We start from the raw sequence: 21,778 nt of genomic DNA, 5'->3' as shown, positions 1-21,778 counted from the left end.
GCGACTACAGCAGCCCGCTGTGGGCGCTGATGATGTTCGAGGCCTTCCTGCGCCATGCCCAAGGGCTTAGGCCTCGCGATCAGAGTCCCGCAGCGGATCGGCTGAGCGAGGTCACCGCGTGACCGCCATGCGAATACTTTTTCTTTCGCATCGTTTTCCGTACCCGCCCACCTTCGGCAGCAAGGTGAGGGCGTTTCACGTCATCCGGCATCTCTCTCGCGAGCACGAAGTCACCGTCCTGTCGCTGGTACGCAGCGACCAGGAGCTGGCCGAGGCCGCCGGCATTGCGGGCCAGTGCCACGCGTTCGAGGCGATCCGCGTTCATGACTCCTTGCAAACGCTGAAGATGGCTGCCGCGCTGCCCTCCCGTTGGACCGCATCCGAAGCCTATTTCCACAGTGCCGCGCTGTCGCGTGCGCTGCAACGGCGGCTGAACGCAAAGAGCTTCGACTTCGCCTTTGCCCACTGCTCGGCGGTGGGACGCTATCTCGAGCAGGCCAGGGGCCTGCCCAAGCTGATCGACTTCTGTGATGTCGACTCGCAGAAGTGGCTCGACTACACGCAGTTCAAGCGATGGCCGCTGTCCTGGGGCTACCGCTGGGAAGGCATGCGGCTGGCGGCCGCCGAGCGCCGGATTGCGGCGCGTTTCGATGCCGTCACCGTGGCCACAGCCGGTGAGATGGACGTGCTGCATCGCATGGGCGTGCGCGAGCGCGTCGACTGGTTCGCCAACGGCGTCGACGCCGCGTTCTTCAGTCCGGACGCGGAACCCTATGATCAGGACCTGATCTCGTTTGTGGGGCGCATGGACTACTTCCCGAACGAGCAGTGCATGGAAGTCTTCTGTGCGGAGGTCTTGCCCCTGCTCCAGCGCGAGCGCCCGGCCCTCAGGCTTCAGATCGTTGGTGCAGCGCCAACGGCGCGCGTCAAGGCGCTGACACGTCATGTCGGCGTCACCGTGACGGGGTCAGTACCGGACATCCGGCGGTACGTGAGGCGATCCGCAGTGACGGTGGCTCCCTTGAAGATTGCGCGAGGCACTCAGAACAAGATTCTCGAATCGATGGCGATGGGCGTGCCCGTGGTCTGCAGCACGGTAGCGGCTCGCGGCGTTGATGCGGTCCCGGGGGAGCACCTGCTCGCGGCGGACTCCCCGCACGAGGTGTGCTCGGCGGTGCTTCGGCTCGTTGGCGATCGGGCCGAACGCGCGCGCCTGAGCGAGGCCGGGCGCGCACGCGTCCTCACGCACCATGGCTGGGAAGCCGCGATGCAGCGGCTGGACGGCATCGTCGCGCGCAGCGTCAGTCGCGGTGCTTGCGAGAATATGGTACTGGACCCGGCTTAAGGAAGGCCTGTCTTGAGGGCACTTCGCGTCCTGACGTTCACGTCGCTTTTCCCGAGCGCGGCGCGGCCTCGCCACGGCATCTTTGTCGAGACCCGCCTGCGTCAGTTGTTGTGTCATGCGCCCGTCGAGGCGCGGGTGGTCGCACCGGTACCGCTGTTTCCTTGGCGTTCACCGATCTTCGGCAGGTATGCCGAGTTCGCCGCCACGCGCAGGAGCGAGCATCGTGCGGGCGGCATCGAAGTGGTGTATCCCCGCTACGTCATGCTGCCGGGCGTGGGGGTGCGCTTCCAGCCGGAGAGCATGGCGCTGGTTTCGGCGCGCGCGATCAAGCGTTTGCAGGGCGAAGGCTTTCATCCCGATGTCATTGACGCCCACTACCTTTACCCTGACGGTGTCGCAGCCTCGCTGCTGTCGGCACGCTTCGGCATTCCGTACACGCTGACCGCACGCGGAACGGACGTCAATGTGCTGGCGCGGCTTCCCGGCATCAGTGCGCGGATCCGTACCGCGATGGCGGGTGCGGCGGCGGTGATCACCGTGTCCCCGGGGCTTCGCGATTCGTTGCTCGAGATTGATCCGTCAGTGCGTAACGTCAGTGTTCTGCGCAATGGTGTGGATACCGAGTTGTTCTTCCCTGAGGCGACCGACGCCGCGCGTGAGGCGTTTGGCCTGGGAAGCGCCCCGCTGATGCTGAGCGTCGGCAATCTCGTGCCTGAGAAGGGCCAACTTCTGGCCATCGAGGCCTTGACGTTGCTGCCAGGATGGGAACTGGCGATCGTCGGCGACGGACCGCAGGCCTCGTCGCTGAAGGCAGCCGCGCAGACACTGGGCGTGGCGGACCGCGTGCGATTCATGGCTGTCGTTCCACAGGCGAGGCTTCGCCTGCTCTATGCCGCTGCCGACGTACTGGCACTGACATCGTTGCGCGAGGGTTGGCCTAACGTCGTGCTCGAGGCCATGGCCTGTGGGACACCGGTGGTCGCCACTGCCGTGGGCGCAGTGGGCGAAATGATCACCAAAGTGGGTGTAGGACGCATCGTTCAGGGTCGTAGTGCGCTCGATTTCGCTGCTGCGATCACCGACACCGTGAAGACACGCGTTTCGGCGGCCGCGCTGAGAAGCCACGCCTCGTCCTTCGACTGGCGATCGATCGTCTTGGATCAGTTCGAACTGCTGTACGGTGCAACTCGCCTCAAGGGGGTCTCCGCAGAGGCGGCATCTCCGTCTCCTCTCCACATCAGCCAGCGCGAACGATGCTGAGCGTCCTCTTTTACGTGGCGTTCTGCGCGTTGTGCTCCGTGCTGGCCTTCGTGCGGCACCCGATCTGGGGCATGTACTTCTACCTCGCGACGATCTTCGTTCATCCACCGTCGAGATGGTGGGGGTACATGCTTCCCGATCTTCGCTGGGCGCTCTTGTCGGCCCTGGTCACTGCATTGGCCATTGCCTTCCATCGCGGGCGGCTCGCGACCAAACCGCTCTGGCTCGCTTCCGGGCCAGCCGTGCTGCTGACGACCTACGCGGTCTGGATGTGGATTCAAACACCCTGGGCGCTGGATCCGGACGAACATTTGCGTGGCAGCGTGCAGTTCACCAAGTATCTCGTCGCGTACTGGTTCGTCTACCGGTTGGCCGATACCAAGGAGGGCATCAGGAACATGCTATTCGCCCTCGTGCTCGGCTGCGGGATACTGGGCTTGATCGCGATGGGGACGGGCCGTGTCGGAGGCCGCCTCGATGGTGTCGGTGGGCCGGGGATGGACGACGCCAACACTCTCGGCATGGTGCTGGCCACGGGTGCCATGGCCGGATTCGTTCTGCTGTTGACGCAACGCGGTCGGATGCGCTGGGTCGTTCTGGCGGCCCTTGGCCTGATCGGTCAGGGCTTTGTCCTTGCAAACAGCCGAGGTGCGTTTCTGGGGCTGGCCGTGGGCGGATTGATGATCGCGCTCACGAAGGCGCGCGAGCATCGACAGCGCTTCTGGGTAATCGCAGCAATTGCCCTTGTCGGCTTTGCCATCGTGGTCGACAAGACCTTCGTCGAGCGCATGTTCACAATCGGGGACGTGACTGCCGAGAGCGAGGAAGCCGACATGAGCGCGCGTTCGAGGAAGGCGATCCTCGAGGCGCAATTGCAGATGGCGCTCGACTACCCTGCCGGTGTCGGGTTTCGGGGCACCGTTCCCATCAGCCCGAAATACCTCGATGAGCAGTGGCTGGCCAAGCTCGCCGAGGGGGGTGATCAGGAGGCGGGGCGTTCCTCGCACAACACGTTCATGACGGCGTGGGTGGAACAGGGCATCCCGGGCGCTGTGATCTTTCTTTCGCTCGTTCTCTGGGGGCTGCTGGCGGGCCTGCGATTGCGCAGAATGAACGACGCAGGCGGTGATGTGGAACTCGTCACGCTGGGCTCGGGCGCATTTGGCGCACTCGGCGTCGTGCTGGTCGCTGGGCTTGCGACGGACTACTTGATGGCGGAGGTGCAGTTTTGGCTGTTGGCGGCGCTGGTGTCGGTACTGCAGATTGGCGTCGGCCCATCCCGACAGAGCGTCAGGCCGACCGCTGGCGCCCACTCGGTGCCTGGCACGTCATTGATCGAGAGCCAGTCATCCGCGCGCTGAGAAGACTTTGAACGGGCACCGGATAACGTGTACAAGCTTCCTCTCTTGCTGGCATCTCCTTCCGGCAATGCGGCGCGACTCAGCATCCTGATCTTCCATCGGGTGCTGCGGAGTCGAGATGCACTCTTTCCGGAGGTCCCGGACGCTCAGTCTTTCGCCGAGCAGATGTCATGGGTCAAGCGGTGGTTCCGGGTGATGCCGCTGGAAGCGGCGGCAGAAGCTCTGTTCCGTGGCAATCTCGAGTCAAGAGCGATTGCCATCACGTTTGACGATGGCTATGCGGACAACCTGGAGGTCGCGGCTCCCATCCTGCGCAGCCTCGGACTGCCGGCCACCGTCTTTGTTTCGACCGCGTATCTGGACGGCGCAGTCATGTGGAACGACCGCGTGATCGAGGCACTTCGTGCCTGCCGACTGCCGGAACTGCGTCTCGACGCCGCCGGGCTGGGGCGGCATGCGCTGGCCAGCGACTCTGATCGCCGAGCGGCGATTGACCAGTTGCTTGAGCGGATCAAGCACCGAACCAGCCAGGAACGCACACATGCCGTCGACGTGATCGTCGAGGCGGCCGGCGTGGACCCGCCGGCACCGTTAATGATGAATCGGCAGCAGTTGAGGTCGCTGCGCGACTGCGGGATCGCGATCGGCGCTCACACGGTCTCCCATCCCATTCTGACCAAGATTCCAGGTGCTGAGGCGCTTCGCGAGATGCGTGAGAGCAAGCTCACGCTTGAGGAAATTCTCGGACAGCCCGTTCGCGCCTTTGCCTACCCGAATGGTGTGCCGGGTCAGGACTACGGCGCAGAGCATGTTCAGATGGCCAAGGAGTGCGGCTTCGGTTGCGCCGTCTCGACTGCATGGGGCGCAGCCTCGATGCGCTCGGATCGATTCCAGCTTCCGCGCTTTACGCCGTGGGACCGCGGACAACTCCGCTTTGGCGCGAGACTGCTTGCAAATCTGCGGCGGCAAGAAGAGCGGGTGGCGTAGCCCGAACCGACCCAGCGCACGGCGGGCCGATCGAAGTTGGCGCAAGCGACTGAAGCGCGGCTGGCAGCTCGTCAGTTACTTGCCATGCCGACCCTGTGTTCCGACGGCGCCCCCCGCGTGTTGACGGCGATCGAAGAAAGGTCGACCCCTACAATCCCGTCACGTTGCGGCCACGTCGCTCGGCACTCCCGGGCGGCCTGCGGTTCCTACTACTCGTGAGGATGCATGTCAGGTTTCTGCGGTTGGTTCTCGAAAGACTCCCTCGACCGATCCGAAGCCCGGGTCGATGCAATGCTAGCCGCCCATCGACTGCCGCTCGACGCGCCGATGCGACGTTGGGATGCGAATGCGGCGCTCGCTATGTTCGGCTCGACGGCAAGACCGCAGTGGCACGATGAAGACGAGTACCAGTTGATCGTCGCCGGTCACCCCAGGTTCGCCGATTCGTCCGGTGCGGGCACGCTGCCGCTCGGGGAACTCGCACGGCGACTGCGCGCACAGGGCAAATCAGCCCTGGAGGGGCTGGCTGGCGACTTTGCACTTGCCGCGTTCGACCGGCGTAGCCGCCGCGGCCTGCTGGCGATCGACCGTATCGGTGTCCACCACCTCGTGTACACGTGGGCATCAGGCCAGCTCGTGTTCGGCACTTCTCTGGACCTGCTGGGCGGCCATCCTGACGTGCAGCGCACGCTGTCGCCACAGGCCCTGTACGACTATCTCTACTATCACGTGGTGCCGGGGCCACAGACCATCTACAAGGACTGTCTGCGACTGTCTCCCGGTCACTGTCTCGAATTCGATCCGCAGACCGTGTCGGAACCGCAGCCGTACTGGACGATGAGGTTCAGCGAGGGTGCGCGCGTCGGGGTCGACGCATTGAAGCAGCGCTTCATGTCGATTCTCGAGTGCTCGGTGCGCGACGCTGCTGACACGCGGAGTTGCGGCTCCTTTCTCTCCGGCGGCACCGACAGCTCGACCGTGACGGGCATGCTCGGGCGCGTAAGCGGCATGCCCGCCGAGTCGTTCTCGATAGGTTTCGATGTGGCGGGCTACGACGAGACCGGCTATGCGAGGATCGCCGCCAAGCACTTCGGCAGTTCGCATCACGAGTACTTCGTCACACCCCAGGACGTGGTTTCCGCCGTACCGAAGATTGCGACTTCGTACGACCAGCCGTTCGGAAATTCTTCCGCAGTCCCTACCTACTATTGCGCCAAGCTCGCGCATGACCACGGCATCCGGCGCCTGCTTGCCGGCGACGGTGGCGACGAACTGTTCGGCGGCAACGAGCGCTACGCGAAGCAGTACCTGTTGAGTCTTTACCACCGCGTGCCGGAGCTCCTGCGCGGAGGCTTGATCGAACCGGCGTTGACGTCGATGCCCGGCATCCAGCACATTGCGCCGATGCGCAAGCTGCGCAGCTACGTTGAGCAGGCTCGGCCGTCGATGCCGCGGCGCTACGAGTCCTACAACCTGCTTCAGCACCTGGGCGTCGGAGAAGTATTAGATGAGGACTTCCTGGCGGGCATCGACACGGAGCACCCCCGCGCACTGATGGTGGAGGCCTTCGGTCCTTTCTCGCAGGCCAGTCTCATCAATCAGATGCTGGGCATCGACCTGCGCTTCATCCTCGCCGATGGCGACTTGCCCAAGGTCACCCATATGTGCCGCCTCGCCGGTGTTGACGTCACCTTCCCGCTGCTGGACGATCGGCTGATCGAATTCTCGAGTGATCTGCCCTCCGACATGAAGCTTCGGGGAACGGCGCTGCGATGGTTCTTCAAGCAGGCGTTGTCCGACTTCCTGCCGTCGCAGATCATCGCCAAACAGAAGCACGGATTCGGGCTTCCGGTCGGTCACTGGCTCGTCAACCACGCACCGCTGCGCAATCTGGCGATGCAGGCTATCGACCTTCTGCGGCCGCGTGGCATGGTGCGTGCAGGTTTCATTGATGACCTGATGAAGCGCAAGCTGCCTGAGCACCCTGGCTACTACGGGACAATGGTCTGGATCCTGATGATGCTCGGGCTGTGGCTGGACTCGCGGCGCATCTGAGCATCCGGGAGGCGTGGCATCGCGACTGAGAATGAGTCCCTGTCGCGGCGAGCAGAGTCCACCTGAGACGTCTCTCTGCGGGACGTGGCGCTGACGGCCAGGTTCAGTCGGCCGCTTCGATTCGTAGCACCCAGTCGCTTGCACCGGCCGCGTTGACGTTCGGCGGCATAATCCGTAGAAGCGCAGAGTCGGGCGCTGACTCAGTTGCGCCGACCTGCCACTGACCATTGCTCGGGTCCATCCAGTGTGTGCGGTATCGGCCGCCGCGCAGCGCGGCAGTGTTCAGTTCCAGGGGCAGCGGAGTCGGCGAATAGACCAGGGCCAACCGCCCATCCTCAGAGATTGCCGCTACCGTGCGGTCAAGCCCGGAGCCTACGGACGAGCGCAAGAGCGCGTTCGCGGTTCGTGGCTGCAGCATCCACCAGGGAAGTCGCGAGAACAGACCCGCAAGCTGCGTCATGCTGGTCGCCGTGGCGGACCCGAGCGCCTCTTTCCAATTCGGCCTGAACTGCCACAGGTCGTCGTGGCCCGAGAGTTGGCCGCAGGCCCCGCACAGCAAGGCCTGATACGCCTGCGTGCGGATCAACCGCGGATCGCGAGGGGCGCTTGGATAGTCCTCGTAGAACGCCTCGAGGAGGACGAACGGGACATCGCCGTACATGCTTCGGTACTTCAACGCGGCGTCGGCCACCACGGCACCGGTGTACACGTTGCCGAGGTTCAGCCACGACGCACTCCCCATCCAGTCGTGCGCCCCGGTCCCGCGACTGCCGTGGTAGGTGTGCAGACTGGACGCGTCGTACTCGCGAATGCCATCGGCGAGTGCGTGCACGAGAGAACGATCGGGGACGTTGTAGTCGCCGCCGTGCACCCAGAGAAGGTTGCGGTGGCCACGGTAGCGATGTCCGAGGTAACGCCCCCAGGAGCGCAGCTTGTCCGGCCCATTGCGCTGCATTGCCTCCCACCAACCCTGCTCGCCGCCTTCGTAGCCGGCATAACAGGGTGCCACCATGACGAGGATGCCCGCCTGCGCGGCCTGCTCCAGCAAGTGGTCGAAGAGCTCGAGATAGACCGGGTTGGGCGTCTCGAAGTCGACGCGTCGCAGGTATTCGGACACGGTGCCGAAGCTTCGCGGCGACAGGAAGGGCACCTGGCCCTCTCCGTTGCGCGGCGGGTGGTCCGAGAAATGGCTCTCGATCAGATTGACGAGGATGGCGTTGTAGCCCCGCGCCTTGCGGTCCGCCAGGTAGAAGTCGATTTCCTCGCGGCGCAACTGCGCGAGCAGTGACCAGACGCTGTCGCCCTGCAGCAGAAAGGGGCTCCCCTGCGCGTCCAGCAGGTGCCTCGTGCCGGAGCGGACCTGCAGCGGGAACAGCGATCCCGGCGGCGCCGGCGGCACCGGCTCAAGATCGCGCGGCGCCGGGGGCATCGGCCTGCGCGGCACACCGTCGTCGCGCTGACAGCCGAGCAGCCCGGCGCCGGCGCCGGCGGCCAACGCCGCCAGCGCGAGTTGCCGGCGGGTCGGTCCTCGCGTCATGCGTCGATCCGCGCCGGTACGAGAGCGGCAAGTCGCTCGATGCGCTGGTCCACCTCGGACCTGAAGCGGGACGCCGTGGCGGCGAGCTGCGAGCGTTGCCGCGGCAGGTCGACGAGCGACTCGTCGATCAGCTCGATCAGGCGCAGCTGCTCGAGGTTCTGGATCTCCAGGCATTGCGCGGCGAGTCCGGCGTCGGTCATTTGCTGCGTCACCTTGCGCGCGTAGGAGGTGGCCACCACCGGCGCGCCGGCCACCATCGCCAGGATCAGCGCATGCAGACGCGACGCGACGACGAGCTCCGCACCCTGCGTCGCGCGCATGTAGTCATCCACCGTGCGAGGGGTGTAGTCGCTGGTGAGCGCCGGGTCGCACCGCATGCGCGCGCGCACCGCGGCGATCACCGGTGGGTCCATGCGTGTCTGCGAACAGACGAAGCGCACGTGCAGGCCCTTGCCCAGCAGGTGATCGGCTGTGGCCGCCAGGCAATGCAGGTAGTTCGCATAGGCGGCGTCGGCAGCGCCCGGCCAGGCGTTGCGAACGATCGGGCTGAGCACGACGAAGGGCGGTTCGCCGTCTCCGCCGGCTCGGGACGGCGCCGTCAGATGAAAAGCCGGATCGGGACAGACATCGCATGCGTGCCGGAAGCCCAGCCGGCGCAGCGCGTCGAGCGAGCCCGAATCGCGCAGGACGCGGAAGTCGGCCAGGCTCAAGGCCGAAGTGGCCAGCCATGCCCCGGAACGGGTCAGCAACTGGTCCACGCCCACGCCGAAGAATGCCACCGGCTTCTGCTGACGTCGCGCCGCGCCGGCCCAGGCCCTCAGACGGAAGGGCTGTTCCCAGGGGCCACCCCAGAAGTCGTCGATCTGGCCGCTTCCGGAGACGAGCAACATGTCGATCTCCCGCATCAGGCGGTCGATCCGCCAAGCCGCGGCTGCCAGGTTCAGCGGTCGTGGGGCGCGCTCCCATGCAGAAGGCGACGCGGCTGGAGCTGACATTCCCTGGCCCGGGCTCACCATCCTGCCGAATCCGGAGATGTGGTGAGCGCGCAATCCGAAGGTGCTCGCGGCGTCTTCCGGTGCCGTGCAGATGGCGACGAACTCGAGGTCCGGTCGCCGGGCCTGCAGGCCGGCCATCACGGCCTGCTGGATCGCCGTGTCGCCCAGGTTCGCGCTCGCGTACATGCCGAGCAGGCCGATGCGAACGGGCCCCGTGCCCGCGCCCGTGCGTGCGGCCGACATCATCCGGTCGTCTGCAGGCCGGCCAGCGCGCGCAACTCGTTCCAGAGACGTCGGCGATCCCAGGCCATCAACCGCAATGCCGTGCCCGCCGCGCGAAACTTCTCCGTCCAGTCGATGGGTGCGCGTGCGATGCAGGCCATGTTGTCGAGGTGGCGTCGGCTGCGGATCAGCTTCATTGGCCGCTGCGCCCCCGGGTCGTACATGCGCTGGATCTGAAGCGGGTCGAGCAGGGAGGTGAAACTGCCCGGCGCGTGCCGACGGTACAGCAGCACGTCGGGCAGCAGCAGTATGCGTCCGTGCAGCGCCAGTTCAGAGGTCAGCGCCATGTCTCCGGAGGGATAGAGGCGGTCCAGGCCGGTCTTGCGAAGCACGTCGGTGCGGACCACGCCGCACATGGCGTTGTTCAGGTTCATGCGTTGGCAGACGATGGCGAAGCGCTCGCTCGGCCGCTCCATCCGCACGTCGATGTCGCCGGCATAGACCTCGATGGGCTGATCGTTCTCGTCGGTCAGCTGGGTGTGTCCATAGCTCAACACGGCGCCGGGGTCGGCTTCCAGGGCCTGCACGCAGCGCTCGAGCAGCAGCGGTGAACAACGGTCGTTCGCCGATGCCCACTTGAAGTAGCGGCCGCGTGCTTCATGGACGAGACAGTTCCAGTTGCGTGGCGCGCCGATGTTGGTGGCGTGGCGGATGATGCGGACACGCGGATCGCGGTGCGCCAGCGCCGCGCAGATCTCGGGCGTGCGGTCGGTCGAGGCGTTGTCTGCGATGAGCAACTCGAAATCGCCGAGCGTCTGCGCGAGCAGCGACTCGGCGGTCTTCTCGAGATGCTTCGCCCCGTTGTAGATGGGGATGCCGACGGTGACGAGAGGCGGCTGGCGGTCCATCGACTGACTGGGCGGGGGAAGGAGTAGTTGACGGGCTGATCCGGCTCGTGCGCGATGCCCGCGTCAGCCCGCGGACGCCGGACCGCACCAGCCCGAGATCGGGTGCCGCTAATGTAGCAATGGCATTCGCAAGATTGACGGCGACCCCCCAGAAATCGGGGTGTTCATCACGTTATGGTGGCCGTCAACGAGAACGGCGGAACCCATAATCATGCTCGCAATGAACCTGGAGGCCGCATGATCATCGTCGACACCGTCCTGGCGCAACGCGCTGCGAGCGGAAAGCCCGTGCGGGTCGCGCTCGTGGGCGGCGGCTACATGGCGCGCTGCATCGCGCTGCAGATCGTTTCGGCGGTGAAGGGCATGTCGCTGGTGGCAATCGTGAACCGCACCGTCGAGAAGGCCGAGCGCGCCTATGCCGGCGCCGGCGTGCCTTCGGTGCGGCGCGTGTCCTCCGTCGCTGCATTGCAGCAGGCCATCGAGGCCGGCCAGCCGGCCGTCACCGACGATCCGTCCGTGGTCTGTGAGTGCGGCATGGTCGACGCGGTGATCGAGTCCACCGGCCACGTCGAGTTCGGCACGCGCGTCTGCTACGAGGCGCTGCGGCAGGGCAAGCACGTGATCATGCTCGGTGCCGAGGTCGATGCCTCGGTGGGGCCCATCCTCAAGACCTACGCCGACAGCGCCGGCGTCGTCGTCTCCTACACCGACGGCGACGAACCGGGTGTGGGCATGAACCTCTACCGCTTCCTTGACAGCATGGGTTACGAGCCGGTGCTGATGGGGCAGATGAAGGGCTTTCTCGACCGCTACCGCAATCCGCAGACGCAGACGGAACTGGCCAACAAGCTCGGTCAGAACCCGGCCGTGCTGGCCTGCTTCGCCGACGGCTCCAAGCTGGCGCTGGAGGCTGCGATCATGGGCAATGCCACCGGCTTCGTGCCGCAGGTGCGTGGCATGAAGGGCTATCCCTGCGCGCATGTGAACGACATGCTGGCGCAGTTCACGCCCGACGACTTTGCCGCGGGAGGACTGATCGACTACTCGCTCGGCGCGGCGCCGCACACAGGCGCGTTCGTGATCTGCCGCAACGACCACCCCGAGAAGCGCAAGTTGATGGCCTACCTGAAGATGGGCAACGGGCCGCTGTACATGTTCTACACGCCCTACCACTTGCCGCCCTGGCAGATCCCGCACTCGGTGGCGCGCGCGGTGCTCTTCAACGATCCGACCATCACGCCGCGCGGGGCCCCGGTGTGCGACACCATTTCCTACGCCAAGCGCGACCTGAAGGCTGGCGAAACCCTGGACGGCATGGGCGGCTTCACCTGCTACGGCCTGGTTGAGCGCTACGAGGTCTGCGCCAGGGAAAGCTTCGTGCCGATTGCGGTGTCGCTGGACTGCGTGCTGACGCGCGACGTGCCGAAGGATCAGCCGATCCGCTACGGCGACGTGCGCCTGCCTGCCGGCCGTCTGGTCGACCGGCTGCGTGCCGAGCAGGCGCAGCGCTTCCCGGTCGCAGCATGAACAGAATCACACACAGGATGAATTCATGAAGGTCGTTCTCTTCTGCGGCGGGCTGGGCACCAGACTGCGCGAGCATTCGGACACCATTCCCAAGCCGCTGGTGAACATCGGCGTGCGGCCCATCGTGTGGCACCTGATGCGCTACTACGCCCACTTCGGCCACAAGGACTTCGTCCTGGCCCTCGGCTACCGCGGCGACATGATTCGCGAGTACTTCACCAAGTACGACGAGACGCTGTCCAACGACTTCACGATGAGCGAAGGCGGCCGCAAGATCGAACTGATGCAGAGCGACATCCACGACTGGCGCATCACCTTCGTCGACACCGGCCTGCACGCCAATCTTGGCCAGCGCCTGCTGCGCGTGCGCAAGTACCTCGAGGGCGAGAACGAGTTCATGGCCAACTATGCGGATGGCCTGACCGACCTGCCGCTGAACGACCACATCGAGCAGTTCCGCCGCAGCGAGGCGATCGCCAGCATCATGGCCGTGCGCACCTCGCAGAGCTTCCATTGCGTGCAGTCCGAGGATGACGGCACCGTGACCTCGATGGGCCGCATCGCCGAGACCGAGTTCTGGATCAACGCGGGCTTCATGTGCCTGCGCAAGGAGATCTTCGACCACATCGAGGAGGGCGACGAACTCGTCGAGAAGCCATTCGACCGTCTGATCGCCAAGCGCAAGCTGCACGTCAACCGCTACAGCGGCTTCTGGCAGCAGATGGACACCTTCCGCGACAAGATCATGTACGACCGCATGGAAGGCCGCGGCGACTGTCCGTGGATGGTCTGGAAGAAGAAGTAGATGATCGACCTCGGGCTGAACCTGCCGGGAGGCCGCGCGCCCGTCTTCCTGTTTCTCGGCGCGCACTGCGACGACATCGAGATCGGCTGCGGCGGCACCGTGGTCGAACTGCTCAAGGCCTACCCGGAGGCGCAGGTGCACTGGGTGGTGCTCAGTTCGGGCGCGGGCCGCGAGCGCGAGGCGCGCCGCGCCGCGGCCATGCTGCTGCGCAAGGCGGTCGCCCCGCGGGTGGTGGTGAAGGACTTCCGCGGTGCCTACTTTCCGACCGAGGCGGTGGCGATCAAGGACTACTTTGAGCAGCTCAAGCGCGAGGTCTCGCCGGACGTGGTTTTCACGCACATGCGCGAGGAGTTCCATCAGGATCACCGGGTCGTCGGCGAATTGACCTGGAATACATGGCGGAACCACCTCGTGCTCGAGTACGAGATCCCGAAGTACGACGGCGGCCTGGGCTCGCCGTCCGTGTTCGTGCCGCTGCCGCTGGCCACCGTGAAGCGCAAGGTCGACTTGCTGATGAAGGTGTTTCTGACTCAGATCGACAAGCAGTGGTTCACGCCGGCCACCTTCGAAGGTCTGATGCGGCTGCGCGGCATCGAGTGCAATGCGCCGAGCGGCTTCGCCGAGGCCTTCTACTGCCGCAAACTCGTCCTGGGGCGCGCATGACCAGCTTTGACCGATCCAACGCGCTGCGCGAGCGCTTTCATCGCCTGATTCCTGGCGGCGCGCACACCTATGCCAAGGCCGACGACCAGTATCCGGAAGGCATGGCGCCGATCATCGAGCGCGGCCTCGGCTGCCGGGTCTGGGACGTCGACGGCAACGAGTTCATCGAATACGGCTCCGGGCTGCGCGCGGTGTCGCTCGGCCACGCGTTCGCGCCGGTCGTCGAGGCCGCGCGGCGCGAACTGGATCGCGGTTCGAACTTCGTGCGTCCCGCGCGCATCGAGCTCGAGGCGGCCGAGGCGCTGCTCGAACTGCTGCCGCATGCCGAGATGGTCAAGTTCTGCAAGGACGGCTCGGACGCCACATCCGGCGCCATCAAGCTGGCGCGGGCGCACACCGGTCGCGACCTGGTGGCGATCTGCGGCAGCCATCCGTTCTTCTCGGTCGACGACTGGTTCATCGGCGCTTCCGGCATGCCCGGCGGCATCCCGCAGGCCACCCGGGACCTGACGCTCAAGTTCAACTACAACGATCTGGCCAGCCTGGAGACGTTGTTCGACACGCATCCTGGCCAGATCGCCGCGGTGATCCTCGAGGCCGAGAAGGAGACCGCGCCGGCGGCCGGCTTCCTCGAAGGCGTGCGCGCCCTCTGTGACCGGCACGGTGCGGTGTTCGTGCTGGACGAGATGATCACAGGCTTCCGCTGGCACAACGGCGGCGCGCAGGCCTACTACGACATCCGGCCCGACCTGTCGACCTTCGGCAAGGGGTTGGCCAATGGCTTCTCGGTGTCGGCGCTCGTGGGCAGGCGCGAACTGATGCAGCTCGGCGGATTCGACCACGACCGCGAACGCGTCTTCCTCCTGTCCACGACGCACGGCGCCGAGACGCACGGCCTGGCGGCGGCGATCGCGACGATGAAGGTCTACCGCGAGCAGCCGGTGGTGCAGACGCTGTGGCAACGCGGCGAGAGGCTCGCCAGCGGCCTGCGCGGGGCGGCCGAAGCGGCCGGAGTGGCGCAGCAGGTGCCTATCCTCGGCAAGCCTTGCTGCCTGGTGTTCGGCTCGCGCGACGCGCAGGGCCAGCCGTCGCAGCCGTTCCGCACTCTGCTGATGCAGGAGATCCTGCGCCGCGGCATCCTCGCCACCTCGCTGGTCGTCAACTACTCGCACGGCGAGCGTGACATCGACCTGACGATCGCCGCCTTCGCCGAGGCTTTCGTCGTGTACCGCAAGGCGCTCGACGAAGGCATCGAGAAGTACCTCTGTGGTCGCCCGGTCAAGCCGGCGATCCGACGTTTCGCCTGAATAAACACACCCACTCACCATGGTCAAAGCGGATTTCTGGAAGGGCAAGCGCGTGTTCCTCACCGGGCACACGGGCTTCAAGGGCAGCTGGATGTGCTTGTGGCTGCACCGCATGGGAGCGACCGTGACCGGCTATGCGCTGCCGCCGCCGACCGAACCGAGCCTGTTCGAGATGGCCCGCATCGGCGAGCTGGTCGATTCGCGCATCGGCAACGTCTGCGACCTGGCCTCGCTGGAAGCGGCGATGCAGGCCGCCCAACCGGAGATCGTCATCCACATGGCGGCGCAGTCGCTGGTGCGCTATTCCTACGACCACCCGGTGGAGACCTTCACCACCAACGTCGTCGGCACGGTGCACCTGCTCGACGCGGTGCGCCGCACGCCGTCGGTGCGCTCGGTGGTGGTCGTCACCTCCGACAAGTGCTACTACAACGAGGAGTGGGTGTGGGGCTACCGCGAGGACTCGCGCCTCGGCGGCATCGACCCCTACAGCGGCAGCAAGGGCGCCGCCGAGCTCGTCGTCACCGCCTACCAGCATTCCTACTTCAGCGCCGACCGCCATGCCGGCGGCCCGGCGGTGGCGAGCGCGCGCGCCGGCAACGTGATCGGCGGCGGCGACTGGGCGCTCGACCGGCTGGTTCCCGACATCATGCGTTCGCTGCTGAAGGGCGAACCGACGCTGATCCGCAACCCCCAGGCCACGCGCCCCTGGCAGCACGTGCTCGAGCCGCTGAACGGCTACCTGATGCTCGCCGAGCGGCTCTACACCGACCGCCACCAATTCGCCAGCGGCTGGAACTTCGGCCCCTCGGAGCAGAGTGAGCGCACGGTGGGCTGGATCATCGAGAAGCTGTACGACCTGTGGGGCGTGGACTTCGAGTGGAAGCGCGATGCCAACCCCGGGCCGCCGGAGAGCACCTTCCTCAAGCTCGACGCGTCGAAGGCGCGCGCCCATCTGCAGTGGCGGCCAAAGCTGGACCTGGAGACCACGCTCGCCTGGATCGTCGACTGGACGCGCGAGTACCAGAAGGGCGCCGACATGCGCGAGGTCACGCTGGCCGACATCGATCGCTTCGGCGCCATCGTGCCGGCGGCCTGAGGCCGTCGGGGCTCGCATGCTGTTCACCCCGACCACCGTCGAAGGCGCCTGGGTCGTCGACCTGGAGCCCAGGGTCGACTCCCGCGGTTCGTTCGCGCGGGCGTTCTGCAAGCGCGAGTTCGAGGCGCATGGCATCCGCTTCGAGGTCGTGCAGGCCAACCTGGCCTTCACCAACCAGGCCGGCGTGGTGCGCGGGCTGCACTACCAGGAGCCGCCGCACGCGGACCAGAAGCTCGTACGCTGCGTCGGCGGCGCCGTGCTCGACGTGATCGTCGACATGCGGCCGCAGTCGCCTACCTATCGTGCGGTGTTCCAGGTGCGACTGGATGCGACAGACCGCCGCGCGTTGTTCGTGCCCGGCGGCGTGGCGCATGGTTACCAGGCCCTCGAGGACCGCACCGAGTTCCTCTACATGACCGACCAGTTCTACACGCCAGGGTTGGAGCGAGGCGTGCGCTACAGCGATCCGCATCTCGGCGGCCCCTGGCCGCTGCCTCCGCGCGATGTGGCGGAGCGGGACGAGCGCTGGCCCCTTTTGGACTGAGCGTCCCGGCCGAGAAACAGCCGCCCAGACATCCTGTTTCGGCCGGTCTTTCGGCGCGAGTACGATCGAAGGTCAACACCAGGGCCAGCCGGCCCAGCACGAACATGGACCTTCTTCGTCGTCGCATTTCCACCACCGTTGCATTGCTGGCCGCGACGCACGGGCTGACCGCGTGCGGCGGCGGGAGTGGTGACGCCACGAGCGGGCCGTCGCCCGCGCCGGCGCCGACGCCACCAGCCCCCGCGCCAGCCCCTGCACCTGCTCCGGCTCCCGCGCCGGCTCCGGCTCCGACCCCGGCTCCGGCTCCGGCTCCGGCTCCGGCTCCGGCTCCGGCTCCGGCTCCGTCACCTGTCCCCGGACCGATCAGCTTTCCGCTCGCGATGTCGGCGAACGCGCGCTACTTGCAGGATTCCGATGGCCAGCCTTTCTTCCTGCACGCCGACACGCCCTGGTCGTTGGTCGTCCAATGCACGACGACGCAGTTCGGAAGCTACCTCGACAAGCGACAGTCGCAGGGATTTAACGGCGTGATGGTCAACCTGATTGAACACTACTTTTCAAGCCAGACGCCGTTCTATCGCGACGTGGCCGGCAACGACCCCTTTGTCGGCATGACGCAGGCCGTGGTGGACTTCACCCGCCCCAACCCGGCCTACTGGCAGCGCGTCGACACGATGTTCTCGCTGGCCAAGTCACGTGGCATGGTGATCATCGCCTTTCCCGCCTACCTGGGGTTCGGCGGCGGCGCGAGCAACGCGAACGACCAGGGCTGGGATTCGGCGGTCAACAACGCCAGCAGCGCCGAACTGCAGGCCTACGGCGAGTGGCTCGCGACACGCTATGGTCCAGGCAGCGCCTATGGCAACGTCATCTGGTGCATGGGTGGCGACTACGATGCGCCGAACCCAGCGACGCAGTGGAACATCGCCACCGGCATCCGGTCGATCGATGCGAACGCAATCATCAGCTACCACGGCGGGCGTGGCAGCTCGGCCTACGACAACGTCGCGGGTCTCTCCGGCTTCAACCTGAACAACGTCTACTGTCAGGGTGACGGCATCAGCTACGCGCTGTCCGCCACGGAATACGGCCGCACCGGACCGATGCCGTTCTTCTTCATCGAAGGCGGCTACGGCAACGCGGAGACAGACACCGCCGTGCGCCGGCAGGCCTACCAGGCGATCCTCTCTGGAGCCTGTGGTCACTGCTTCGGAACCTATCCGGTCTGGGGCATGGGCGAGCCGAACGCCAATTGGGGCATTGGCGCGGCCGAGGTGATTGGGGGCTACATGGAGACGACCGCCACCGGTCAGATCGGATACGTGAAGACGCTGTTCGCTGCGCATGCCTGGCACAAGCTTGTCCCCAGGACCGACGGCAGCCTCGTCACTTCCGCGCTGGGCAGCGGCACCTCGCGGGTCTGCCCGGCGCTGGCGTCGGACGGCAGCTTCGCGATGGTGCTGACCACCGGGGCCGCGGTCACGGTCAACCTGTCGGCGCTGGCGCCCGCCCAGCTGCGGGCACGCTGGTTTGACACGCTGAACGGCGGCTATAGCAGTGCGTCCGGGGTGGTGCTGACGAACACCGGCACGCAGACCTTCACTCCCAGCGGCGAAAGTGTGCTCGTGCTCGATGCCGCCTGATTTGCGGCGCCTGCGGTTACATGGCGTAAGAAGCTGACGGGGTCTGCTCAAGGCTGTTACCGGCCTGGGCGTGGGGCAGGAACAATCTGTCTCCATGGCCGGGCGATGCTGGCATCGTCGTGATCGTGGTCACCCGGCTCCACCGCCATACGTGGTGACGTGCCCGGCAAGGCACGTCGCAACCCAGGAGTAGCCGATGAGGCCAGAACGTCGACGCATTTCGATTGCCGTGGCTCTGCTTGCGGCAACCAGCGGACTGGCCGGTTGCGGGGGTGCCGACGAGGAGACGCTGGCGGACGAGGGCCGCGCCGATCCGCTCGCCAAGGGAGGGCGTCGCAAGGGCCGACCCGCACCTGAGCCTGCGCCGGCACCTGCGCCGGCGCCTGCGCCCGAGCCGGCACCTGCACCTGCACCTGCACCCGAGCCAGCACCGGCGCCTGCGCCTGCACCTGCACCCGAGCCAGCACCGGCGCCTGCACCTGCACCTGCACCCGAGCCAGCACCGGCGCCTGCACCTGCACCTGCACCCGAGCCAGCACCGGCGCCTGCTCCCGAGCCGGCACCTGCACCACCACCAGCACCTGCACCGGCTCCGACGTCGGGCGCTGTGGCCTTTCCACTGAGCGTTGCGAGCGGCAAGCGTCATCTCGTGGACAGCGCGGGGCAGGCGTTCTTCGTCCACGCCGACACGCCCTGGTCGCTGGTCGTGCAGTGCACCGAGACGCAGTTCGAGGCCTACCTGAACAAGCGTCAGGCGCAGGGCTTCAACACGGTGATGGTCAACCTGATCGAGCACTACTTCAGCAGCCAGAGCCCGTTCTACAAGGACGTCGCCGGCAATGTGCCCTTCTCGGGCATGACGCACAGCGTGGTGGACTTCACGCAGCCGGTCGAGGCCTACTGGAAACGCGTGGACACGCTGGTGAACCTGGCCAAGGCGCGCGGCATGCTCGTCATCGCGTTCCCGGCCTATCTCGGCTTCGGCGGCGGCGGCGCGAGTCCGAACGACCAGGGCTGGGACAGTGCGGTCAACAACGCCAGCGACGCGGCGCTGCGGAGCTACGGCAGCTACCTCGCCAACCGCTACCGCCAGGGCAACATCGTTTGGGCCATGGGCGGCGACTACAACCCGGGCAATCCGGCCAAGCAGTGGAACATCGCGCTGGGCATCCGCGCTGTCGACGCCAACGCCGTGATCACCGCGCATGGCGCGCGTGGCACCTCGGCGTATTCGGTGTGGGCTGGCCAGCCCGGTTTCAACTTGAACAACATCTACTGCGGCACCGACGGTGTCAGCTACGGCTACGCCGCACAGGAATACGCCCGACCCGGCCCGATGCCGTTCTTCTTCATCGAGGGCGGCTATGGCAATGCCGAGACCGACACCGCGGTGCGCCGCCAGGCCTACCAGGCGATCCTGTCCGGTGCCTGCGGCCATTGCTTTGGCGCCTATCCTGTCTGGGGCCTGGGCGAACCCAACGCCAATTGGGGCATCGGTGCAGCGTCGGCTATCAGCGGCTACCTCGACACCGCGGCGACGGCGCAGATCATGCGTGTCAAGGCCTTGTTCGGCGGGTATGCCTGGCATCTGCTCGTGCCTCGCACCGACGGCAGCCTGGTGAGTTCGGCACTTGGCAGCGGCAGCTCGCGCGTCTGTCCGGCGCTGGCGTCCGACCGGAGCTTCGCGATGGTGCTCACCACCGGCGCCAGCATCACGGTCAACCTCGCGGCGCTCGGGCCCAGCCTGCTGCGCGCGCGCTGGTTCAACCCGCTGGACGGGACCTACAGTGCCGCCAGCAGTGCGGCGCTGGCCAACAGCGGCAGCATGACCTTCGCGCCGCCGGGCGAGCGCGTGCTGGTGATCGACGCCACCTGAGCTCGGTTCCGGCCTCAGACCGGCTGCTTCTGTCCGGCACGACGCTCGCGCCAGATCTCGAGCAGCTTGCGCAGAATGTCGATCTCGATAGCTTCGGGCTTGCCCGCCGCCCACCACAGTCCGGCGAGCATGATCGGGAAGGTGGTTATGCCGAGCAGCGTTCCGCCGAACAGTTCCCAGGCGGCGCGGGCAGCATCGAGTTCGGCAAAGGGCGCCGCGGTGGTTTCCGCGACGATCCAGCCCATCACCGCGCTAGCCAACAGGGGACGCCAGAGAGCGCGAAGATACTGATGCACACTCAGTCCGACGGTCAGGAACATCGTCGGCAGGCTGACGGCCATGCTGATCATCGAGGCCAACAACTCGGCGTAAGCGACACCAAGCACGCCGAACCTTTTGTACAGCCAGGCTATACCGACGGCGAGCACGAGCAGCCTGGCCACCAGCGTCGCCGTAGCGAGATGAGGTCGACCGAGCGCCAGATAGGCCGAGACGTTATTGGAGGTCAGTGCTTGCAGAGCACCCGCGAAGGCGAGCACCTGGATGATGGGGACAGCCTCGCCCCATTGGGCGCCCAGCAGCAGGCGGATGAACGGGCCGGCCAACACGGCGATGCCCACGCTGACTGGTAGAACGATCAGCATGATCAATGCCGTGGCGCCAAGGCACGTGCGCCGGAACGCCTGTGGCTCCGCCACCAGACGCGAGTAGCCGGGGAACATCGCGCGATTGATCGGCGCGATCAATTCGGTCTGTGCCAATTGCGCGATCTCGGCCGCCACCGTGTAGGTGCCGACCGCCTGTGCGCCGAACACCCTGCCGACGAAGAAATGGGGCACCTTGCTAAGCACGACGCCAACGATGTTGTTGGCCAGCACCCACCCCGAGAAGGAGAAGAGTTCGCGGGTGCGAGTGAGTGCGAAGCGCGGCCGGTAGGGGTGCATCATGTAGCTCAGCGCGACACCGGCGATGCGACCAGTCATCGAGCCGATCACCAGCGCCCAGTAGGACTGCAGCAGCCACGCGGCAGTCATGGTGACGATGAACGCGAGCAGGCGCTTGGCGGCCATGAAGCGGAACTCGGCGCCGAAGTTCATCTCGCGCCTGAAGTAGACGGTGCCGATGTTCTCGAAACCGTAGACCATCCAAGCTACGGCGATAGCGGTCATCACCGGCACCAGTCGCATGTCGCCGTAAAAACTGGCGGCGGGCGATGCGGCTGCCACTGTGATCGCTGCACCGAGCACGGCGATGACGACGTTGAGCGTCCAGGCCGTGTCGAAGTGCTCGCGCGTCGCGTCGCGCTTCTGGATCAGCGCAATCTCGAAGCCGAAGGCAGTGGCAAGCTCGATCACCGCGATGATCGACATGGCCATTGCCACCAAGCCGAAGTCGGCGGGAATCAACAGGCGGGCCAGGATCGCCGTGCTGACCACCCCGATGGAACGGTCGAGCAGGCGGAAGAGCACCATCCACGCGGCGCCCCTGGCGATCTCCCTGCTCATCTCTCCCTGGCCCTTCTGTCCTTTAAGAGCCGCGCAGCATAGCAGGCGGGGGGCACCCGCTGCGATGCGTGGGAGAGGAAGATGTCACCGCGATCGCGGTCTGGTGCCCCAGACGGGGTTGTCGTTGAAGCCTGAGGCG

Annotated in this window: 18 protein-coding genes; 14 read left to right on the top strand and 4 right to left on the bottom strand. The window is 66.2% G+C overall.

What is annotated here, in order from left to right; all coding sequences use genetic code 11:
• Nucleotides 1-127: 127 nt before the first annotated feature.
• The 5 genes from Q0599_RS01345 to Q0599_RS01325 all read left to right on the top strand — a co-directional run bounded on the left by Q0599_RS01345 (nucleotide 128) and on the right by Q0599_RS01325 (nucleotide 7,008).
• Complete coding sequence (locus Q0599_RS01345; RefSeq protein WP_298824576.1) at nucleotides 128-1,345, top strand: TIGR03087 family PEP-CTERM/XrtA system glycosyltransferase; 1,218 nt, start codon at nucleotides 128-130, stop codon at nucleotides 1,343-1,345.
• A 12-nt stretch (nucleotides 1,346-1,357) separates the two neighbouring features.
• Nucleotides 1,358-2,605, top strand: coding sequence for a glycosyltransferase (locus Q0599_RS01340; protein ID WP_298824573.1), 1,248 nt, complete (start codon nucleotides 1,358-1,360; stop codon nucleotides 2,603-2,605).
• On the top strand, nucleotides 2,599-3,966 hold the full coding sequence (locus tag Q0599_RS01335; protein ID WP_298824568.1) for an O-antigen ligase family protein: 1,368 nt from the start codon (nucleotides 2,599-2,601) through the stop codon (nucleotides 3,964-3,966). The genes Q0599_RS01340 and Q0599_RS01335 overlap by 7 nt, the downstream gene beginning before the upstream one ends.
• A gap of 27 nt (nucleotides 3,967-3,993) precedes the next feature.
• Nucleotides 3,994-4,953, top strand: coding sequence for a polysaccharide deacetylase family protein (locus Q0599_RS01330; protein ID WP_298824565.1), 960 nt, complete (start codon nucleotides 3,994-3,996; stop codon nucleotides 4,951-4,953).
• 225 nt (nucleotides 4,954-5,178) lie between these two features.
• Nucleotides 5,179-7,008: an asparagine synthase-related protein gene (locus Q0599_RS01325; protein ID WP_298824563.1), complete on the top strand. Its 1,830-nt coding sequence runs from the start codon at nucleotides 5,179-5,181 to the stop codon at nucleotides 7,006-7,008.
• A 103-nt stretch (nucleotides 7,009-7,111) separates the two neighbouring features.
• Here Q0599_RS01325 and Q0599_RS01320 read toward each other — a convergent pair whose 3' ends face one another.
• From Q0599_RS01320 to Q0599_RS01310, 3 genes are read right to left on the bottom strand one after another with little or no spacing between them, the layout of a single operon-like run.
• Nucleotides 7,112-8,545 (bottom strand): DUF4038 domain-containing protein, encoded by a 1,434-nt coding sequence (locus Q0599_RS01320; RefSeq protein WP_298824560.1) that lies wholly within the window; start codon nucleotides 8,543-8,545, stop codon nucleotides 7,112-7,114.
• Entirely contained in the window at nucleotides 8,542-9,786 is a 1,245-nt protein-coding gene (locus tag Q0599_RS01315; protein WP_298824556.1) for a polysaccharide pyruvyl transferase family protein, read from the bottom strand. The genes Q0599_RS01320 and Q0599_RS01315 overlap by 4 nt, the downstream gene beginning before the upstream one ends.
• On the bottom strand, nucleotides 9,783-10,670 hold the full coding sequence (locus Q0599_RS01310) for a glycosyltransferase family 2 protein (protein WP_298824553.1): 888 nt from the start codon (nucleotides 10,668-10,670) through the stop codon (nucleotides 9,783-9,785). The genes Q0599_RS01315 and Q0599_RS01310 overlap by 4 nt, the downstream gene beginning before the upstream one ends.
• 237 nt (nucleotides 10,671-10,907) lie before the next feature.
• Between Q0599_RS01310 and Q0599_RS01305 the strand changes: the two genes are divergently transcribed.
• From Q0599_RS01305 to Q0599_RS01265, 9 genes are all read left to right on the top strand, one after another.
• Nucleotides 10,908-12,197 (top strand): NAD(P)-dependent oxidoreductase, encoded by a 1,290-nt coding sequence (locus tag Q0599_RS01305; protein WP_298824550.1) that lies wholly within the window; start codon nucleotides 10,908-10,910, stop codon nucleotides 12,195-12,197.
• A gap of 25 nt (nucleotides 12,198-12,222) precedes the next feature.
• A complete protein-coding gene (locus tag Q0599_RS01300) occupies nucleotides 12,223-13,002 on the top strand; it encodes a sugar phosphate nucleotidyltransferase (RefSeq protein ID WP_298824547.1) in 780 nt (259 codons plus the stop codon).
• Nucleotides 13,003-13,665, top strand: a complete 663-nt coding sequence (locus Q0599_RS01295) for a PIG-L deacetylase family protein (protein WP_298824545.1) — start codon at nucleotides 13,003-13,005, stop codon at nucleotides 13,663-13,665. It abuts the gene before it with no gap.
• Entirely contained in the window at nucleotides 13,662-14,972 is a 1,311-nt protein-coding gene (locus Q0599_RS01290; RefSeq protein ID WP_298824542.1) for a glutamate-1-semialdehyde 2,1-aminomutase, read from the top strand. The genes Q0599_RS01295 and Q0599_RS01290 overlap by 4 nt, the downstream gene beginning before the upstream one ends.
• A gap of 19 nt (nucleotides 14,973-14,991) precedes the next feature.
• A complete protein-coding gene (gene rfbG / locus Q0599_RS01285) occupies nucleotides 14,992-16,071 on the top strand; it encodes a CDP-glucose 4,6-dehydratase (RefSeq protein WP_298824540.1) in 1,080 nt (359 codons plus the stop codon).
• A gap of 16 nt (nucleotides 16,072-16,087) precedes the next feature.
• A complete protein-coding gene (locus tag Q0599_RS01280; RefSeq protein ID WP_298824538.1) occupies nucleotides 16,088-16,615 on the top strand; it encodes a dTDP-4-dehydrorhamnose 3,5-epimerase family protein in 528 nt (175 codons plus the stop codon).
• Nucleotides 16,616-16,719: 104 nt separating this feature from the next.
• Complete coding sequence (locus tag Q0599_RS01275; protein ID WP_298824535.1) at nucleotides 16,720-18,258, top strand: DUF4038 domain-containing protein; 1,539 nt, start codon at nucleotides 16,720-16,722, stop codon at nucleotides 18,256-18,258.
• 272 nt (nucleotides 18,259-18,530) lie between these two features.
• Nucleotides 18,531-18,881, top strand: a complete 351-nt coding sequence (locus Q0599_RS01270) for a hypothetical protein (RefSeq protein ID WP_298824533.1) — start codon at nucleotides 18,531-18,533, stop codon at nucleotides 18,879-18,881.
• 26 nt (nucleotides 18,882-18,907) lie between these two features.
• Entirely contained in the window at nucleotides 18,908-20,134 is a 1,227-nt protein-coding gene (locus Q0599_RS01265) for a DUF4038 domain-containing protein (protein ID WP_298824532.1), read from the top strand.
• A gap of 14 nt (nucleotides 20,135-20,148) precedes the next feature.
• On the opposite strand, the gene Q0599_RS01260 is transcribed toward Q0599_RS01265, so the two are convergent.
• On the bottom strand, nucleotides 20,149-21,639 hold the full coding sequence (locus tag Q0599_RS01260; RefSeq protein WP_298824530.1) for a lipopolysaccharide biosynthesis protein: 1,491 nt from the start codon (nucleotides 21,637-21,639) through the stop codon (nucleotides 20,149-20,151).
• Nucleotides 21,640-21,778 lie beyond the last annotated feature (139 nt).

The sequence above is a fragment of the uncultured Piscinibacter sp. genome, from assembly GCF_937952055.1.
In the GTDB taxonomy this organism is placed as follows: Bacteria; Pseudomonadota; Gammaproteobacteria; order Burkholderiales; family Burkholderiaceae_C; genus Piscinibacter.
This window is presented reverse-complemented; position numbering and strand designations above follow the sequence as displayed.

Excerpts from the sequence above, each read along its gene's own strand:
- Q0599_RS01310 (WP_298824553.1), bottom strand. The coding sequence starts at position 10,670 with ATGGACCGCCAGCCGCCTCTCGTCACCGTCGGCATCCCCATCTACAAC.
- Q0599_RS01260 (WP_298824530.1), bottom strand. The coding sequence starts at position 21,639 with ATGAGCAGGGAGATCGCCAGGGGCGCCGCGTGGATGGTGCTCTTCCGC.
- Q0599_RS01345 (WP_298824576.1), top strand. The coding sequence starts at position 128 with ATGCGAATACTTTTTCTTTCGCATCGTTTTCCGTACCCGCCCACCTTC.
- Q0599_RS01280 (WP_298824538.1), top strand. The coding sequence starts at position 16,088 with ATGCTGTTCACCCCGACCACCGTCGAAGGCGCCTGGGTCGTCGACCTG.
- Q0599_RS01320 (WP_298824560.1), bottom strand. The coding sequence starts at position 8,545 with ATGACGCGAGGACCGACCCGCCGGCAACTCGCGCTGGCGGCGTTGGCC.
- Q0599_RS01325 (WP_298824563.1), top strand. The coding sequence starts at position 5,179 with ATGTCAGGTTTCTGCGGTTGGTTCTCGAAAGACTCCCTCGACCGATCC.
- rfbG (WP_298824540.1), top strand. The coding sequence starts at position 14,992 with ATGGTCAAAGCGGATTTCTGGAAGGGCAAGCGCGTGTTCCTCACCGGG.
- Q0599_RS01315 (WP_298824556.1), bottom strand. The coding sequence starts at position 9,786 with ATGATGTCGGCCGCACGCACGGGCGCGGGCACGGGGCCCGTTCGCATC.
- Q0599_RS01335 (WP_298824568.1), top strand. The coding sequence starts at position 2,599 with ATGCTGAGCGTCCTCTTTTACGTGGCGTTCTGCGCGTTGTGCTCCGTG.
- Q0599_RS01290 (WP_298824542.1), top strand. The coding sequence starts at position 13,662 with ATGACCAGCTTTGACCGATCCAACGCGCTGCGCGAGCGCTTTCATCGC.
- Q0599_RS01275 (WP_298824535.1), top strand. The coding sequence starts at position 16,720 with ATGGACCTTCTTCGTCGTCGCATTTCCACCACCGTTGCATTGCTGGCC.
- Q0599_RS01295 (WP_298824545.1), top strand. The coding sequence starts at position 13,003 with ATGATCGACCTCGGGCTGAACCTGCCGGGAGGCCGCGCGCCCGTCTTC.
- Q0599_RS01305 (WP_298824550.1), top strand. The coding sequence starts at position 10,908 with ATGATCATCGTCGACACCGTCCTGGCGCAACGCGCTGCGAGCGGAAAG.
- Q0599_RS01300 (WP_298824547.1), top strand. The coding sequence starts at position 12,223 with ATGAAGGTCGTTCTCTTCTGCGGCGGGCTGGGCACCAGACTGCGCGAG.